The sequence below is a fragment of the Paenibacillus sp. Y568 genome (genome assembly GCF_059445545.1).
The window spans coordinates 113,006-129,205 of record NZ_JCAIUM010000012.1; the positions used below are offsets into that span (position 1 = coordinate 113,006).

Annotated in this window: 17 protein-coding genes; 5 read left to right on the top strand and 12 right to left on the bottom strand. The window is 39.7% G+C overall.

What is annotated here, in order from left to right; all coding sequences use genetic code 11:
• The first annotated feature begins 67 nt into the window (after nucleotides 1-67).
• Together AC1D7X_RS17500 and AC1D7X_RS17505 are read left to right on the top strand one after the other, a co-directional pair.
• The gene (locus AC1D7X_RS17500; RefSeq protein WP_495475775.1) at nucleotides 68-634 is read left to right on the top strand and encodes a dihydrofolate reductase family protein; all 567 of its coding nucleotides are present in this window, start codon (nucleotides 68-70) and stop codon (nucleotides 632-634) included.
• 238 nt (nucleotides 635-872) lie between these two features.
• Nucleotides 873-1,631: a class I SAM-dependent methyltransferase gene (locus tag AC1D7X_RS17505; protein WP_495475776.1), complete on the top strand. Its 759-nt coding sequence runs from the start codon at nucleotides 873-875 to the stop codon at nucleotides 1,629-1,631.
• A gap of 134 nt (nucleotides 1,632-1,765) precedes the next feature.
• Here the strand turns inward: AC1D7X_RS17505 and AC1D7X_RS17510 are convergent, their stop codons facing one another.
• The 9 genes from AC1D7X_RS17510 to AC1D7X_RS17550 form a co-directional block, all read right to left on the bottom strand.
• A complete protein-coding gene (locus AC1D7X_RS17510; protein ID WP_495475777.1) occupies nucleotides 1,766-2,587 on the bottom strand; it encodes a Cof-type HAD-IIB family hydrolase in 822 nt (273 codons plus the stop codon).
• Between the two features lie 208 nt (nucleotides 2,588-2,795).
• Entirely contained in the window at nucleotides 2,796-3,452 is a 657-nt protein-coding gene (locus tag AC1D7X_RS17515) for an HD domain-containing protein (protein ID WP_495475778.1), read from the bottom strand.
• A 57-nt stretch (nucleotides 3,453-3,509) separates the two neighbouring features.
• Nucleotides 3,510-4,379, bottom strand: a complete 870-nt coding sequence (gene opp4C / locus AC1D7X_RS17520; protein WP_495475800.1) for an oligopeptide ABC transporter permease — start codon at nucleotides 4,377-4,379, stop codon at nucleotides 3,510-3,512.
• Between the two features lie 71 nt (nucleotides 4,380-4,450).
• Complete coding sequence (locus tag AC1D7X_RS17525; RefSeq protein ID WP_495475779.1) at nucleotides 4,451-5,404, bottom strand: ABC transporter permease; 954 nt, start codon at nucleotides 5,402-5,404, stop codon at nucleotides 4,451-4,453.
• A 24-nt stretch (nucleotides 5,405-5,428) separates the two neighbouring features.
• Nucleotides 5,429-6,418, bottom strand: coding sequence for an ABC transporter ATP-binding protein (locus AC1D7X_RS17530; RefSeq protein WP_495475780.1), 990 nt, complete (start codon nucleotides 6,416-6,418; stop codon nucleotides 5,429-5,431).
• Nucleotides 6,411-7,412: an ABC transporter ATP-binding protein gene (locus AC1D7X_RS17535; protein ID WP_495475781.1), complete on the bottom strand. Its 1,002-nt coding sequence runs from the start codon at nucleotides 7,410-7,412 to the stop codon at nucleotides 6,411-6,413. The genes AC1D7X_RS17530 and AC1D7X_RS17535 overlap by 8 nt, the downstream gene beginning before the upstream one ends.
• A 47-nt stretch (nucleotides 7,413-7,459) precedes the next feature.
• Complete coding sequence (locus AC1D7X_RS17540; RefSeq protein WP_495475782.1) at nucleotides 7,460-9,076, bottom strand: ABC transporter substrate-binding protein; 1,617 nt, start codon at nucleotides 9,074-9,076, stop codon at nucleotides 7,460-7,462.
• 37 nt (nucleotides 9,077-9,113) lie between these two features.
• Entirely contained in the window at nucleotides 9,114-9,887 is a 774-nt protein-coding gene (locus AC1D7X_RS17545) for a DUF1684 domain-containing protein (protein ID WP_495475783.1), read from the bottom strand.
• A gap of 35 nt (nucleotides 9,888-9,922) precedes the next feature.
• The gene (locus AC1D7X_RS17550) at nucleotides 9,923-10,786 is read right to left on the bottom strand and encodes an alpha/beta fold hydrolase (RefSeq protein WP_495475784.1); all 864 of its coding nucleotides are present in this window, start codon (nucleotides 10,784-10,786) and stop codon (nucleotides 9,923-9,925) included.
• 430 nt (nucleotides 10,787-11,216) lie between these two features.
• On the opposite strand from AC1D7X_RS17550, the gene AC1D7X_RS17555 reads away from it, so the two are divergent.
• Nucleotides 11,217-12,050, top strand: a complete 834-nt coding sequence (locus AC1D7X_RS17555; RefSeq protein ID WP_495475785.1) for a YihY/virulence factor BrkB family protein — start codon at nucleotides 11,217-11,219, stop codon at nucleotides 12,048-12,050.
• Nucleotides 12,051-12,134: 84 nt separating this feature from the next.
• Nucleotides 12,135-12,632, top strand: coding sequence for a DUF2062 domain-containing protein (locus tag AC1D7X_RS17560; protein WP_495457562.1), 498 nt, complete (start codon nucleotides 12,135-12,137; stop codon nucleotides 12,630-12,632).
• Nucleotides 12,633-12,748: 116 nt separating this feature from the next.
• Here the strand turns inward: AC1D7X_RS17560 and AC1D7X_RS17565 are convergent, their stop codons facing one another.
• A complete protein-coding gene (locus AC1D7X_RS17565) occupies nucleotides 12,749-13,081 on the bottom strand; it encodes an antibiotic biosynthesis monooxygenase (protein ID WP_495457561.1) in 333 nt (110 codons plus the stop codon).
• Nucleotides 13,082-13,278: 197 nt separating this feature from the next.
• Here AC1D7X_RS17565 and AC1D7X_RS17570 point away from each other — a divergent pair, with 197 nt between their 5' ends.
• Nucleotides 13,279-13,944, top strand: coding sequence for an S-layer homology domain-containing protein (locus tag AC1D7X_RS17570; RefSeq protein WP_495457560.1), 666 nt, complete (start codon nucleotides 13,279-13,281; stop codon nucleotides 13,942-13,944).
• A gap of 196 nt (nucleotides 13,945-14,140) precedes the next feature.
• On the opposite strand, the gene AC1D7X_RS17575 is transcribed toward AC1D7X_RS17570, so the two are convergent.
• Nucleotides 14,141-15,379 (bottom strand): aminopeptidase, encoded by a 1,239-nt coding sequence (locus tag AC1D7X_RS17575; protein WP_495457559.1) that lies wholly within the window; start codon nucleotides 15,377-15,379, stop codon nucleotides 14,141-14,143.
• Nucleotides 15,380-15,400: 21 nt separating this feature from the next.
• Nucleotides 15,401-16,189, bottom strand: a complete 789-nt coding sequence (locus tag AC1D7X_RS17580; protein ID WP_495457558.1) for an exodeoxyribonuclease III — start codon at nucleotides 16,187-16,189, stop codon at nucleotides 15,401-15,403.
• Nucleotides 16,190-16,200 lie beyond the last annotated feature (11 nt).

Here is a 16,200-nt window from a genome sequence, read left to right on the forward strand (position 1 = left end):
AACGTCAATTATTGTCGTGATTAGATTTTATGATGATTTTAATACAATAACAAGGAGTGAGAGAGTTATGGAAAATAACGTAAGACAGAGAAGAATAATTTTAGATCTAGCGGTTACTTTAGATGGGTTTATTGAAGGGACGAATGGAGAAATTGATTGGTGCATTATGGACACGGAGATGGCGTTCGGAGAATTTCTGAATCAAATTGACACCATTTTTTATGGTAGAAAAAGCTATGATTTATGGGGACAATATCCTCCCAAAGAGGAAGACTCTAATACTGACAAGGAACTTTGGAATTTGATTCATAGTAAAAGGAAATATGTTTTCTCCAAAACACAACAAGCGACTGATGATCAAGCAATATATATAAATGATCATATTCTTGAAGAAGTAACTTCATTGAAGAACAAGTCAGGTAAAGACATCTGGCTATATGGGGGAGCAAGTCTCATTACAACTTTTATACATTTGGGGCTTATTGATGAATTTAGATTATCTATTCACCCTGTTGTTTTGGGAGAAGGCAAACCATTGTTTATTGATGTAAAACAAAAGATAAATTTAAAAATGGTGAATACAACTACATTCTCCTCTGGGGTTGTACAAATTACTTACCATTGGAACGGATAAATTTTAAATATTAATAGATTTCACGAAAGGAAAATGAGTCCCTAGGACGAATTAAATACTATGTCATATTTTAGTTTAAAAGGCATGGTGAACAAGAGGATGCGATTCAAATTCGGTAACTGCTCGGTGCAGTTGATATAATCTGATAACAGATTGTACCGGGCTATAGGAAATAGTTATCAGTCAACTGCGCCTCATCACAGGATTTACCACAACATTGTGAAATGGGGATGACAGTATGAATACTAACGAATTAAAGAAATTGTGGCAATCGGAAGAGCAAATGACTTTTAAAGGCTGGGATTTCTCTTATATTTCAGAACGGACGACAGCACAAGATCCACCTTGGGATTATAAAAAAATCGTTACCACCTATATGAATCCATCCACAACGATGTTAGATATGGGTACAGGGGGTGGTGAATTTCTGGTCTCTCTCGCTCCGCCAGCAGGATCAACCTATGCTACTGAGACATATCTTCCAAATGTAGAGTTATGCCAGAATACACTACCACCTTATGGGATTGAAGTTAGGCAAGTGTTCCATGATGAGGAGTTACCCTTCGAGGATTCTTTCTTTGATCTAGTTATTAATAGACATGAGTCGTTTTCTGCCAAGGAAGTATTCCGAATACTGAAGCCTGGGGCGTTGTTTGTTACTCAGCAAGTTGGTGGGCGCAATAACCGTGAGCTTTCCAAATTTCTGTTGGGAAATGATACGAACAATGTTCATGCCGAGTTCAATCTAGAAGAATCGAAGAATGATTTAGTGACTGCTGGATTTTCGATATTGGATGCAAGAGAATGTTTCTTATCTCGTCGATTTCACGATATTGGTGCGTTAGTCTATTACGCGAAGATCATCGAATGGGAATTCCCTGATTTCTCAGTGGAAAGATGTTTTAACCAACTATATTTACTACAAGATAAAATCGAACGAGATGGCTTCGTTCAAACAAATGAACATCGATTCCTAATCAAAGCGGTCAAATCTTAAGTTTTCTCATTTCGAGTTATAGCTTGAATATCACTAAAAAGAACCAGTCTTTACACGAAAATAACGTGTAGACTGGTTCTTTAATTTCATTGTCGCAAAGCCTTTCTATTAGCTCGACAACAATAAGAATAGCTTTAATTGCGTACAATCTCGTTCAACATAAATTTCTCAACGACCTTTGCAACGCCATCTTCCATGTTCGTATCGGTGATATAATTCGCAATTGCTTTAATATCGTCTGGTGCATTTCCCATGGCGACACCTAGTCCGGCGAATTCAATCATCGCTTGGTCATTGTAGCTGTCTCCAATAGCAATAACCTCTGCTTGTTGAATATCTAGCTTCTTGATCAGATGATGCAAACTTGTTCCTTTATCTACACCCGCTTCGGTGAACTCTAAGAAATAGGGTTTTGAACGTACGACATTCAACTTACCTTCGAGTTGTTGTTGCATTTTCTTTTCCAAGTTAACCAATCTTTCTGGTGCTCCTACCATTAACACCTTTACAACAGGTTCTTGAATGGCATCGATGAAATTTTCTGCTTCTATAATGTGCATACCTGTGATTTGGCCTTCAATATCCGTATACTCATTGTTTGCTGGTGTCACGATATCGTCCCCAATATAGGTGTGAATCCCAACCTCTTCTTTTTTACTAATATGGTATAGCTCATGCACCGTTTCAGGTGTTAATGTGCTACTGAATAATTGTTCGTTGGTGGTGCAGTTTATAATTTTGGCTCCATTAAAAGATAAAATAAAACTTCCGTATTTCTCTAACTCTAATTCCTTAGCAATATGTGTCATTGCAAATGTAGGGCGACCTGATGCTAGAACAACTTTAACCCCTGCCTCTTGTGCGTCCATCAATGCTTTCTTCGTGCGTGGTGATATTGTATGATCATCACATAATAACGTATCGTCCAAATCAAGTACAATCATTTTATAGGTCATTATTCTACGTTCCTTTCTATATATCTAGTAGTATGAGTGCAAGTTGTATAACGCTAAGCCTCTGTGGACTCTCCCAATATCAATCATTCATATCATAAAGTGAACTATATTAATGCCTAGCACTATCTTTAATGATATCACTAATTGGCTTCTTACGTCTCTCAAAGTTTCGTATTCTTCCTCAATAGGAAAATTCATCGTATTTGGTTTACTTCTTTCCATCCCATTCACTGTAGAAACGATCTAGATAATCTAACATAAATTGATGACGGCCCATAGCCAAGGTTCTGCCATAGTTCGTATTCATCAAGTCTTTTAACTTCAGAAGTTTCTCGTAAAAATGATTAATAGCTGTATCTTCACCATTCCGGTATTCTTCTTCCGTCATATCTTTCCGAGGATCTATGGAAGGATCATGAAGTTTCCTCCCCTTTGCTCCGGAGTATGCAAAGACCCGTGCAATCCCCATTGCCCCGATGGCATCCAGACGATCCGCATCTTGCACAACTTTGCCTTCAAGAGTTGACATTGGAGGTTTTCCGCCTCCCTTGTACGACATCGTGGAAATGATCTGCATGACATGTTTAATCGTGTCCGCTTGAACCTCATGATCTTCCAACCAATGTTGCACTCTCTTTAACCCAATTTCTTCACTAACGTTTAATTTAGGGTCTGCAATATCATGAAGCAGAGATGCAAGTTCACATACGAAGAGATCTGCTCCCTCTTCTTGTGCAATCACTTTTGCCGATTGAGTCACACGATAGATGTGATACCAGTCATGCCCACTGCTCTCATTCTCTAATTCTGTTCGTACGAAATCCATTGCTTGTTGTATGATCGTTCTCTGAGATATAGCGTCCATTTTCAATATCCTTTCGTCAAAAAACCAGCATCCCACTTACAGGAATACCGGTTCTTCTTACTTTTTATTTTTTGGATCTAATGCATCTCGCAGGGCGTCGCCCACAAAGTTAATCGATAATACGCTCAATATGATCATGACACCAGGTGGAATCCACAACCAAGGTTGTGATGTCAATACGGTTAAAGATTGAGCACTAGCAAGCATGTTCCCCCAGCTTGGCGTAGGAGGTTGAACACCTAGGCCAAGGAAACTCAATGCTGCCTCGTCCAGTATAGCACCTGCTATTCCTGAGGTAGCATAGATCAAAATAGGAGCCACCGTATTAGGAAGAATATGCGAGAATAGTATTCTCGGCGTTGAATATCCCAACACTACACTCGCCTTCACATACTCTGTTTCTTTAATCGCTAGTACATTACCTCTAACTAAACGTGCGACACCTGGCCAACCCAGCACACCTAATATAATGATCATATTCATAAGTCCTGGCCCCACAATACTTGCAACAACAAGAATAAGCATAATATAGGGAAAAGCCATGAACACATCTGTAATTCTCATAATAAGGCTATCAACCCAACCACCGAAATACCCCGAAATCAGACCCAGAACCGTCCCAATAACGACTGCTATGAGAATGGATCCGATCCCAACAGATAAAGATACTCTAGCTGAATAAATAAGCCGACTTAATTGATCACGTCCGACCTGATCAGTACCCATGAGATGTTCCGCTGATGGCGCAGCACCGAAACTTTCTGTCACCGTAGTAGGATCATAAGGTGCGATTAAGGGTGCGAATATCGCGCACAACGTGATAATGATGATCACAATAAGTCCTGCAACGGCAAGTTTATGCTTCTTAAACCGACGTGCAAACAACTTTATGGTACTTTCATCACCCTCGGGCCATCCCATTCCCATATCCGGTTCCAATTGCGGTTCTTTACGCCCTGTGAAGTATCTTTCAAATAAATTCATTAAACCGCCGCTTTCTATTTACTGTATTTGATTCTCGGATCAACCAGGGCATACGTTATATCTGTCAACAGATTAGCTATGATGACAATGACGGCAGCCGTCAGATTGAGCCCCATAATCGTAGAATAATCACGACTCATGATGGAGGACATCGTCAATTGACCAATTCCAGGCCACGAGAAGATCTGTTCAATGACAACAGCTCCACCAAATAGAATGGGAATTTCCATACCGAGTACTGTGATAATGGGAATCAAAGCATTTCTTACAGCATGCCTATTAATAACTAAAGTTTCTTTAAGTCCCTTTGCACGGGCTGTACGTAAATAATCTTGTTCCATAATCTCCAACATACTTGAACGAACATACCTTATGTTTCGTCCTGCAACATTAGCCGTAAGTACAATAACCGGCATAATTAGATGCAGTAATATATCTTTGAACCCACCTCCACCGCCAAGTGATGTCATTCCACTCGATGGTAGAATTTTTAACCACAATGAGAAGACAAAGATGAGCCCGAGTCCAAGAAAAAAGTTAGGTACAGATATGCCGAGAAAGGAACCTGTTACTGCAGCATAATCTAATTTGGAATATTGCTTTCTAGCACTCAATATGCCTAGTGGTATGGCTATAGCCACTCCGATGATTAAGGAAACTCCCATAAGCAATAATGTAGGTCCCATACGTGAGACGATCATATTTAGAACAGGTTCATAAGTAATCATCGAGAACCCTAAGTCACCCTGTAGCAAATGTTTCAACCAACTGAAGTATTGGACATAGATTGGAGCATCGAGACCTAGCTCTATTCTTTTTGCAGCTAATGCTTCTGCTGGAATCTGTGGGCTAATCAGCATGTCAACAGGACTCCCTGGTGCCATACTCATAATAATGAAATTAATAATAGTTACGCCAATAAGAACTGGTATCGCAATAAATATGCGTCGTATAACGTAATTAAACAATGACAACAACACCTCGGATCTTCATCAGTGAGAGAAAAAACAGGCAGATGAGTGCAGGCTATCTCCTAACAACTCAGGCTCCTGTTCACGACATATGGCTTGAGCCATAGGACAACGAGTATGAAAGCGACATCCCTCGGGAGGATTAACGGGACTAGGAACATCTCCCTGTAACACCATTCGCTCTCTATTTCTTAAATGAGGATTAGGCACAGGTGAAGCATCCATCAATGCTCTAGTATAGGGATGTTTGGCATTCTGAAAAATATCCCGTGTCGAGCCAAGCTCAACAATCTTCCCAAGATACATGACCGCGATCCGGTCACTTATATACTTCACCGCACCAAGTCCATGTGCAATAAAGAGATAAGTGAGGTTTAATTCCTTCTGTAGATCTTTTAACAAATTTAGAACTTGTGCCTGTATGGACACATCTAGTGCAGAGACAGGTTCATCACAAACGATGAGTTTCGGTCTTAAAGATAGTGCCCTCGCTATCCCAATTCTCTGGCGTTGTCCCCCAGAGAATTCATGTGGATATCGGTTCTTACTATTCAGTGGAAGCCCAACAAGTTCCAACAACCTATCTACCTCTTTGGATACCTCTGAAGTCGCTACAATTCCATGAACCTTGAGAGGTTCACTCAGCAGGTCAATTACCCGCTTCCGAGGATTCAAAGAAGAATAAGGATCTTGGAAAATGATCTGTAGTTGAGATCGAAGGGATACCATTTCTCTGGAAGAGTATCCAGCGATATCATTCCCATCAAAAAGAATACGTCCTTCAGTTGGTTTCTCTAAACCTACGATGGCCTTCCCAATGGTCGATTTCCCACAGCCTGACTCGCCGACTAATCCAAGTGTCTCACCTGAATACAGATTTAAGTTTACCCCGTCAACGGCCTTCACATTGTCAACTTTACGTTTAATAATCCCTTTACGAATGGGATAATAAACTTTCAAATTCTCTAAAGATAGAAGCGGTGAGGGTTGGATAATATTCTGACTATTCATATGCTTCCTCCCACACCCCATCCTTTATGTTACCAACTTCCCAGCAACGAGTATAATGATCTTCTTTCGTTATAGCCAGTGGTGGAAGTATCTCTTTACATTTTTCCGTCGCAATAGGACACCGATTATAGAATCGGCATCCTGTAATATACTGGTATCTCGTTGGAACAACGCCAGGGATAGACTCAAGCACCTCATACTCTTCTGTATCTATACGAGGTATGGATCTCAATAATCCTTTCGTGTAAGGATGCTCAGGTTCATCAAACAGTGTAAACACATCTGTTTCTTCCACCACTTGACCCGCATACATAACGAGTACACGATCTGCCATTTCCGCGACAACACCCAAATCATGTGTAATTAGTAAAATGGCTGTACCTGCTTCTTTGCATAAATCCCTCATGAGTTGCATGATCTGAGCTTGCACGGTTACATCCAATGCTGTTGTAGGTTCATCAGCAATGAGAACCTTAGGTTTGCAAGATAGTGCCATGGCAATCATAACCCGCTGTCTCATCCCACCAGATAAGGCTAATGGATATTCATCCATGATCTGTTCTGGTCTGGGTAAGCCCACCTTCTTCAACATTTCAATCGCGCTTACTCGAGCTTCCTTCTTACTCAGGTTCAAATGCAGCATGATCGATTCACACATTTGATACCCAATGGTAAGAACCGGATTGAGAGAAGTCATGGGTTCCTGAAAGATCATAGAGATCTTATTCCCACGAATTCCTCTCATTTCTTTGTCATCCAGCTCTAATATATTTGTACCCTCAAATACTACTTTTCCACCAACAATGCGACTACCTTTTCCTAGGAGTTGCATTACTGACAATGCTGTAACACTCTTTCCAGAGCCCGATTCTCCCACAAGTGCAAGAGTTTCCCCTGGCCGTAGGCGAAAACTCACATCATCTACACTTATGACCATTCCTTGGTCCGTGTCAAAAGCCGTTTGCAGATGACTGACCTCGAGCAAATCATTCATCTCTGTCATCACCTTTTATAATCTGATTAACCCATGATGTTCAATGCTTATTTAACATCCCATTCATTCACATTAATGAACATACCAAAGTCCTTAGGTTTAGCGCCAGTTACTCTATCATTTATGGCACCCAATGCTTTAGTTGAATAGATGGAAGGCATAGGAACATCTTGAGCGACAATCTTTTGAAGTTCACTATAGTATTCTTTGATCTTCGCTTCATCTGTTTCTGCTTTTAATGAATTGATCAGTTTATCTACTTCTCCATTACTATAACCATTAGGATTACCTTTTTGTAAGAAGTATGCTACGTCAGGTAACGGGTTGATAGGTGTTAGAGATACCGTTAGAATACCTAGATCGTAATCCATTTTCACAAGCTTATCTATAAGTGTGGCAAGATCAGCCAATTGAATTTTCACATTAATGCCAGCACTCTTTAAATTCTCAGCCATAATATTAGCAGCGTTCTCTAGTGTACTATCTCCTGATAGAACAGACAAATTAAGTGTTTTGCCAGTATCCCATCCAGATTCCTTCAATAGACTCTTAGCCTTCTCTAGATCATATGAAACGGGTTTAAGGGTTGGATCTACATATGGACTGTAACTTGTAAAGAATCCATCCACGACTTCGCCATTTCCTTTAAGAAGGTTATTCACAATAAGTTCGCGATTAAGAGCATAAGAAATAGCCTGTCTTTGTCTAGCATCTGGAACAGATTTCTCATTGATATACATAAACTGACTTGCGATAGCAGGACCATCTACTGTAGTTATACCCTCTAATCCTTTAATCTTATCATAATCGTCAATAGGAATGACACCAACAGAAGGAATATTCATGTCAATTTCTCCACTTTGAAGCTGTGTAGAGATGGCTGTTCCCTGTAACACCTTGAAGTTCAACTGCTCAAGTTTAGGTGCGCCTTTGAAGTAGTCTTTGTTGGCATCCATCTGAACATAATGATCTCTACTATACTCAACTAGTTTAAAAGGTCCATTGGTAACTGTTGGCTTTTGCATATAAGCACTAGTATTAATACTCTCAGGCGCAATATCCTTCAATGCAGACTGTGGTACAGTCAGTAGATATCTACCGATGGTGTCTTTGAAAATATTCAACGTTGTAGCAGACTTCGTCTTCAATTCTAATGTATGCTCGTCCACTTTCTTCACACCCGAAATTTCTGTCTTCCCTTCAGGCAAATAACCTGTATCATCAAGGCCTTCTAATATACCAAATGTATAGGCATAGACAGAAGCTACTTTGGGATTAGCCATCAACTTCAACGTGAATATCACATCATCAGAAGTTACAGGAGTGCCATCTGTCCATTTCGCATTCTCATTCAATTTAATCGTAAATGTTGTATTATCTGTCGTTTCAATTGAATCTGCAAGCATTGGCTTGAAGGTCAGATCTTCATCGATATCAACAAGGGGTAAGAACATTAGACCCGTAACATAAGAGGACGCTAGCCCTACAGGTGACAACGGATTTAGACTGCTTGGGGAGTGTGAGATTCCGATATTAACAACCTTTTTCGAACTCGCACCACCTGTACTTGATGTACTAGTTGCATTACCACAGGCTGGCAGAATGAATAATGCTGCGACAAGCAAAGTAGCAATTGAATTTCTCATGGAAAATTTAAATGACATTTCATACAACTCCCTAAAGTTATTTGTACAAACCTATTTACGAACGAAAAACCACTTGCTTCTCTCCTGCAGTCACTTCAAAAGGTAAGCGATGATGTGCAGGCGGAAGTGGGCAGTTGAAATGATATGAAAAGGCACATGGCGGCAAAAAGGACTTATTAAAATCCAACATGACCTTACCATCCACATCAGGAGATACAAGAAGCATTCGTCCCATACCGTAAGATTCCTTACCGTTCGTTAAATCACCAAATACGATAATGAGTGCACTACCCGAAGCAAACGGAGTTAATCGATACGACACGCCCTCTTGGATGAAATGAATATCTCCTGGAGACTGATGTTGTCGTATACTTCCCTCTTCATCGGACTTATGTTCAAACCCTACTGTTCTATCATTATCATTCATTACAAATTCAGCTGCAATGATCCATTGCTCATTATAAGGGAATGAAGAGATCCCTTCATACGACCTCATGGCTTCCGAATTTGTATCATATACGGCTAATAGATGATCTGATCCTGGTTGTGCAGTTGCAACTGCCGTCAATGTTTCTGAGAACCGAACGATAGAATGATCACTTTCTAAAGTCACCATACCATCAACAAGCTGCCCGTCTACAAGGATCTGGTCAGCAGCCGTTGCGCGGAGTGTTAGGCCAGAACGGCCTGATGTTGGTGCCCATATCCCAGGGATCCCTTCAACCTGCATCGATTGTTGAATTGTATGTAGCCCAATGAGAGCAAGATCACCTTGATACTCCGCAACGGATTGCTCCCGGGCTGTTCTCCAATCCTCTAAAGTTGTCATATGCAAAACCTCTTTTTACTTTTATTGTCTTAATCTTAAGCTTCCTCTTGAACAATAAAACCAGAGACTAACTCAATAAATGCTTCGTGCTCTTCAATGAACGGCATATGTCCACTGTGCTCAAAGATAGCGAGTTTGGATTCCGGTATCAAACGATGCATCTCTTTCGCTTGGGACACAGGAGTAATCCAATCATATGCCGCACCAATGATTAAAGTCTGCACAGGCAACGAAGTCAATTTAGGACGAACATCATATAAAGGCAATAAGTTCTTGAATGTATAATTAGCCACCTCAAGTGATCCAATAGGACGATTTCCCGTTTCTCTCATCACTACTTCATCATGGACATGGAAATAAAGATCATAACAAACATCCCACCAACGAATCGCATGGGCTTCATCCTCAATACGACCTTCGAACATTTCTGGAATCACGGCTAATTGTTCAGAAGAAGCATGCTTTGATGCATACTCAAGTGCATCTGCATAGAAATTCCAACTTGGTGCCGTACATACTAGTACAAGCTTATCTAATGATTCAGGATATCTTGTAGCATATACCTGCGCTACCATTCCCCCAAAGGAATGACCAAGAACAGATATTTGACCAAGACCCAAGTATAGTCGGAGTGCTTCAATATCATCGGCAAGCTGATCAAGCGTGCATGTTGTTAAATCTACACGATCAGATTGACCATTGGATCGTTGATCCAAATAAACAATCTGCATATGTTCACTCAATGGAGTCAACCATGGTTTGAAATCAGAATGATCACTACCTGGTCCTCCATGAACCGCAAACAAGACGGGTTTCTTTTTCATACTTTCACCTACAGGTACATAACCGGAACCTTCTACATCGAAATAAATACGTGTGTCGTTCAAAGATGCAAACATAGATATACACTCAACTTTCTCTTATGTTTAGAAATAATTGGCCTAACGATTGAAACATATTAGATATATCCAACTAAACTCATATGATTTATTAAATAATAATTATATTATCTTTGTCAATGTTAGTTATATCACAGCGAGGTGGTAAATGAAACTATATGGCTCTAGGGTGACACCATATTTCGACATCTCCTACATTTCATTAGCATAACTAGAAAAATAATAATATATCATGAATATAGCTACATTAATACCCCTTATAGACATACATTTTCTTCACCTATCATGCATCGTAATATTTGTGTCATACCTGTATTTGTACGTATTTGGATAAATCTTATAGAAAGGGATTAATTACTCTGCTAACGTGTAGAATGATATTATAGAAGAACGCAGTTAGAATCCGATTACTTTCCAAGTGAGGGGTAATATGAATAAAGGTAAAGTAGCAAGGTTGATTGATTTCTCTAAACAACTATTCAAGAAAATACGTGCTGACGATGTTCAAGCCATCAGTGCTCAATTAACCTATTATCTTATTCTGTCTTTCTTTCCATTCCTCATCTTTATAATGACCCTCATTGGTTATGCCAACATTTCTATGGAAGAAAGAATTACGGGTCTTAGGGAAATCATACCTATTGAAGCAGTGAACATTATTGAAGATATTGTAAAAGATGTTTCTCTAGGAAGAAGCCAAGCTCTACTCTCTTTCGGTATGTTAGCCACATTATGGGCAGCCTCAAGGGGCATCAATGCCGTTGTAAAGGGACTTAACAAAGCTTATGACACTATTGAGAATAGGGCATTATGGAAAGTAAGAGGTATTTCCATACTAGCAACTGTCGTTCTTGGATTTGTGATCCTGCTTAGCATCCTTCTACTGGTATTCGGAGGTTGGCTAGGAGACCAAATTATTCTTTTATTTCATTTCTCAGAACGAATTCATCGATTGTGGAATTTACTTCAATACGTAGTTCCTTTAGTCGTCATGATTGTTGTGTTCACCTTGCTATACATGTTCGCACCAAGTCGCAAAATCACTTTTAAAGGAGCACTTCCTGGAGCCATATTTTCAACCTTTGGTTGGATTGCAACGTCCTTCTTATTTTCACTCTATGTCAATCAATTTGGGAACTTCACCAGAACCTATGGAAGTCTTGGTGGGTTAATGATCTTACTAGTGTGGCTATATATAAGTTCCATTATTATTCTAGTCGGGGGAGAAATTAACGCCACTCTAGTCTACAAACGGGGAAGGTAATATCCTATAGATTACCTTTTCAACCTTTTTATTTAGTGCTACTATGTAAAGATTGTAGAATTCACAAGTAAAGGAAGAATTACCATGAAGCTGCGAATCTTCAGGAAATTAAAGTATGATAGTTTGCGTTTATTGCGCATCAAGAAGTCCGATCACTACATTTCCATTGGTTTTATTGCTGGTTTTTTCCATTGTTGGTTTCCAACCTTTGGGATTGGCATTTTGCTTTCCTTAGGTCTTGCTCGACTACTACGTGGTAATATTGCTGCTGCTGTTATTTCAGGTTCATTAGGAACGATTGTGTGGCCAGGATTGTTTTATTTGAACTATAAGATTGGTTTCCTTTTACTCAGTCTTTTCTACTTCTCTTCCTTTCAAGGGAACAGCTTATCGATTGCTAATCTAGACCCACCTGATATCTCCCCTCACTATCTCAGTAGATTTGGTCATATGGGGATGAATTTTGTAGTAGGTTCAGTTGTGAACAGTATTATATTTTCAATTATCGGATACTTCCTTCTTCGTTTTGTTCTAGTGAAATATCGTGCACCCTTACTAAAGAGGCTTAAACGTTCAGCATAGACTCGTCACGTGCACAGAAAAAGGACAACTTATTCAATAGCCAAGTCGTATTCTTGCTATTGAAGAAGTTGTCCTTTGATGTTGTGGTCCATGTTTTGATGTTTGAAGCTACTATTTTATTGATGGCTAAAAGCTTTACACTTTTTGATCATTTTGCTCTCATACATATTCACAGTTGTACTGATTATATAATCTGGTTTTTCCTGCCCTTTTTTCGCTCGATGCCCCTGAATATGAACATCACTCTTCTCCCAATTCTTCCATGCCTCTTCTGATTCCCATCGAATCATGACAACCACTTCTTCATTCTCTTTACTTCTTTTATTTACGAGTACACTAATATCTATAAGTCCTTCCATGCCTTCTACTGGACTTTCTTTACTGAAACGCTCAACAACTTTATCTGAATTACCCTTTTCCACTACAATACTTCTTGTTTGAATAAGCAATTACGAACACTCCCTCAACGAAATAATTATTCATAACCACACGCTATGAAGATAACTTCATTATAAATGATAATGATTATCATAGTCAATTAAAATGAATGTCATTCACCTGCAACATTCTTAAATAATCTCACGTCTATTGAGGTAATTAATGGAATCACCCTATGTATTACATTAAAACTTAGGAGGAACACACAATGAAACTACAGAAGACAATCTCCACAATGGCCATCACATCGATCCTTTCTCTCTCGCTTGGAGGAATGATATATGCAGCTGACAAGCCATTTACAGATCTGGGATCCACTCCAGGAAGAGATAAAATCATTACTTTACAACAGCAAGGTATCATTCAAGGCGTTACTGTAACGGAATTCCAACCTTCGGCAATTTTAACAAATGCACAAGCTATTCAGCTTATCTCAAAGGGACTTCAACTTAACTTGGATACTATGAAATTCAGTAAAATGCCTCAAGCTAGTGATAACTTCACGCAAATTAAAGATGATGCATGGTATGCAGAATCGTTCGTGAATGCCTTTTACAACAATATTGATATTCCAAAAGATATCGATCCCACGAAACCGATGACGAAAGAACAATTTACGTATCATCTGCTTCAAGGTGTAGAGAAGGTAGGTAATCTACCGATGATTAAACTTGTACCTATCACCATTAGTGATGAGAATGAAATTACGCCTATGTATCAAGGTGCGATTCAACGTTCATTAACTTGGAACATTAATACACTTCATGGTGATGAGCCCTTTCATCCTCAAAGTGAGATCACGCGTTCTGATGCAGCCATTATGGTATTTAACGCATTAGAGTTCTTGAAACAGCATGTAAGTACTACTTATTAAGAAAAAATAGGACCGTATAATACGTGTAAAAAACACAAAAGGGACGCAATCAGCAATGACTCCATTGCTGATTGCGTCCCTTTTTTTCTAGAAAATACTTATTCTATTCCAACTACCAACGTCCCCTACTACTTCGTGAGATCGCAAAAAATATCAACAATACCACTATCGCTCCAAAGATAGCATTTAATTCAGATCATGCCCAATTCCCGTTACGGAATACCGGTTCGATCGTTCCATCAGCCAGTTCACCATCAATCTCAAGCTGATCTGATCCGATCATGAAATCGACATGGGTTAAGCTGACATTCCCACCTTTGGACAGTAGTTCTTCTTTACTGAGCTTTGTGCCACCTTCTATATTAACTGGATAAGCACTACCCAGTGCAAAGTGGCATGAGGCATTCTCATCGATACCTGTATTATAAAAGACGCGATTCAAGCGTGATATGGGTGAGTCATTAGGTACTAAAGCCATTTCTCCAAGATATGATGCGCCCTCGTCAGTTTCTAGTAGTGAAGTTAAATGTTCACGACCTGATTCAGCATCATATTCAACTACTTTACCTTCTTTGAAAGTCAATGACATTCCTTCGACTAATCTTCCGTTTAAATTCAGTGGAAGTGTACTCGTTACCTTTCCATTCACACCCGTTCGAAGTGGCATCGTATAGATTTCTTCCGTTGGCATATTCGCTACAAAGTATACACCATCCTGATTCTCGTCTCCTCCACCAAGCCATAAATGTTCTTGTGGCATTTCGACACGTAAATCGGTTCCAGGAGCACGGTAATGCAAGCTCTTATACCGTTTGGCATTCATACGTTCCTGAGTTACTTTAAGTTGCTTAATATGTTCACGCCAAGCGGCTACAGGATCTTGCGATCCATCTGCTTCGACACGGTTCATAAGGAATACTGCATCCCACATCGCTTGTACCCGCTCCTCCTCAGGGAGGTCTGCGAATACTTTATTCGCCCAGGCACGTGTTGGTGCCTTGATCAAAGACCAGCTAAACTTGTTCGTACGCACATAGGCCTGGTATTTCTCACGTGCAACTGCTGCAGCTTTAACAGCTCTGGAGACTTTTGATGAATCAATGCCGCGAAACAATTCCGGATTAGGTACTTTAATATGTAAAATAGCTCCTCCGCCTTCTGCAAGTTGTTCCATCATGTCAGCTTGCCACTTCGGATAATAGTTAAAGGATTCGTCATTGGCCTTTTCATATCGGATACGTGTGATGGCTTCATCTTCCCACTCAACCTGTACATATTTAGCTCCAGCTTCATAGGCCTTAGCTACGATTAAGCGTGTCAGATCCACGGTTTCCAATGGGGCTTGAACGACAAGAACTTGTCCAGGTTGTATGTTCACTCCAACTTTAACGACCAGCTCAGCATATTTCTCCAACATCATATCGAACTCTTTCATTACTCTATTCCTCCAGTAGTTTTATTTTGACATAGCATCCATTTCATTGTTTATATCTTCAAGGACTAACGTAATTGGACAATGATCGCTACCCATGACATGTTGATCAATTCCTGCATCTAACAGCGAAGGTTGCAATCTAGACGAGACAAGAAAATAATCAATTCTCCATCCAATATTTCGCTCCCTTACTTTAGCCATATAAGACCACCAACTATAAGCATCAACCCGATCAGGATAGAGATATCTGAATGAATCCGTGAAACCAGCATCTAACAACGTCGTCATTTTACCCCTTTCTTCAGGTGTAAATCCAGAGTTATTATAATTCGATTTCGGGTTCTTTAGATCAATTTCTTGATGAGCAACATTTAAATCACCACAAATAATGACAGGCTTAAGGACATCTAATTGCTGGACATAGTTACGGAAACGGTCTTCCCACTCCAGCCTGTATTCTAGCCTAGCTAGATCACGTTTTGCATTAGGTGTATATACATTCACAAGATAGAAAGCATCGAATTCTAGCGTAATGATACGACCTTCGTCCTCATGATCCTCTTCTATACCATATCGAACAGACAAAGGCTCTATTTTTGTGAAAATAGCAGTACCGGAATACCCTTTTTTCAGAGCGTAATTCCAATATTGTGTATATCCATCATCATCCTGCTCCAGGTTAATCTGCCCTTCCTGTAACTTCGTCTCTTGAACGCAAAAAATATCCGCATCAGATTCTTCGAAATACGCATTGAACCCTTTGGTAACACAAGCTCTCAAACCATTTACATTCCAAGATACTAACTTCATGATTGTCTAAT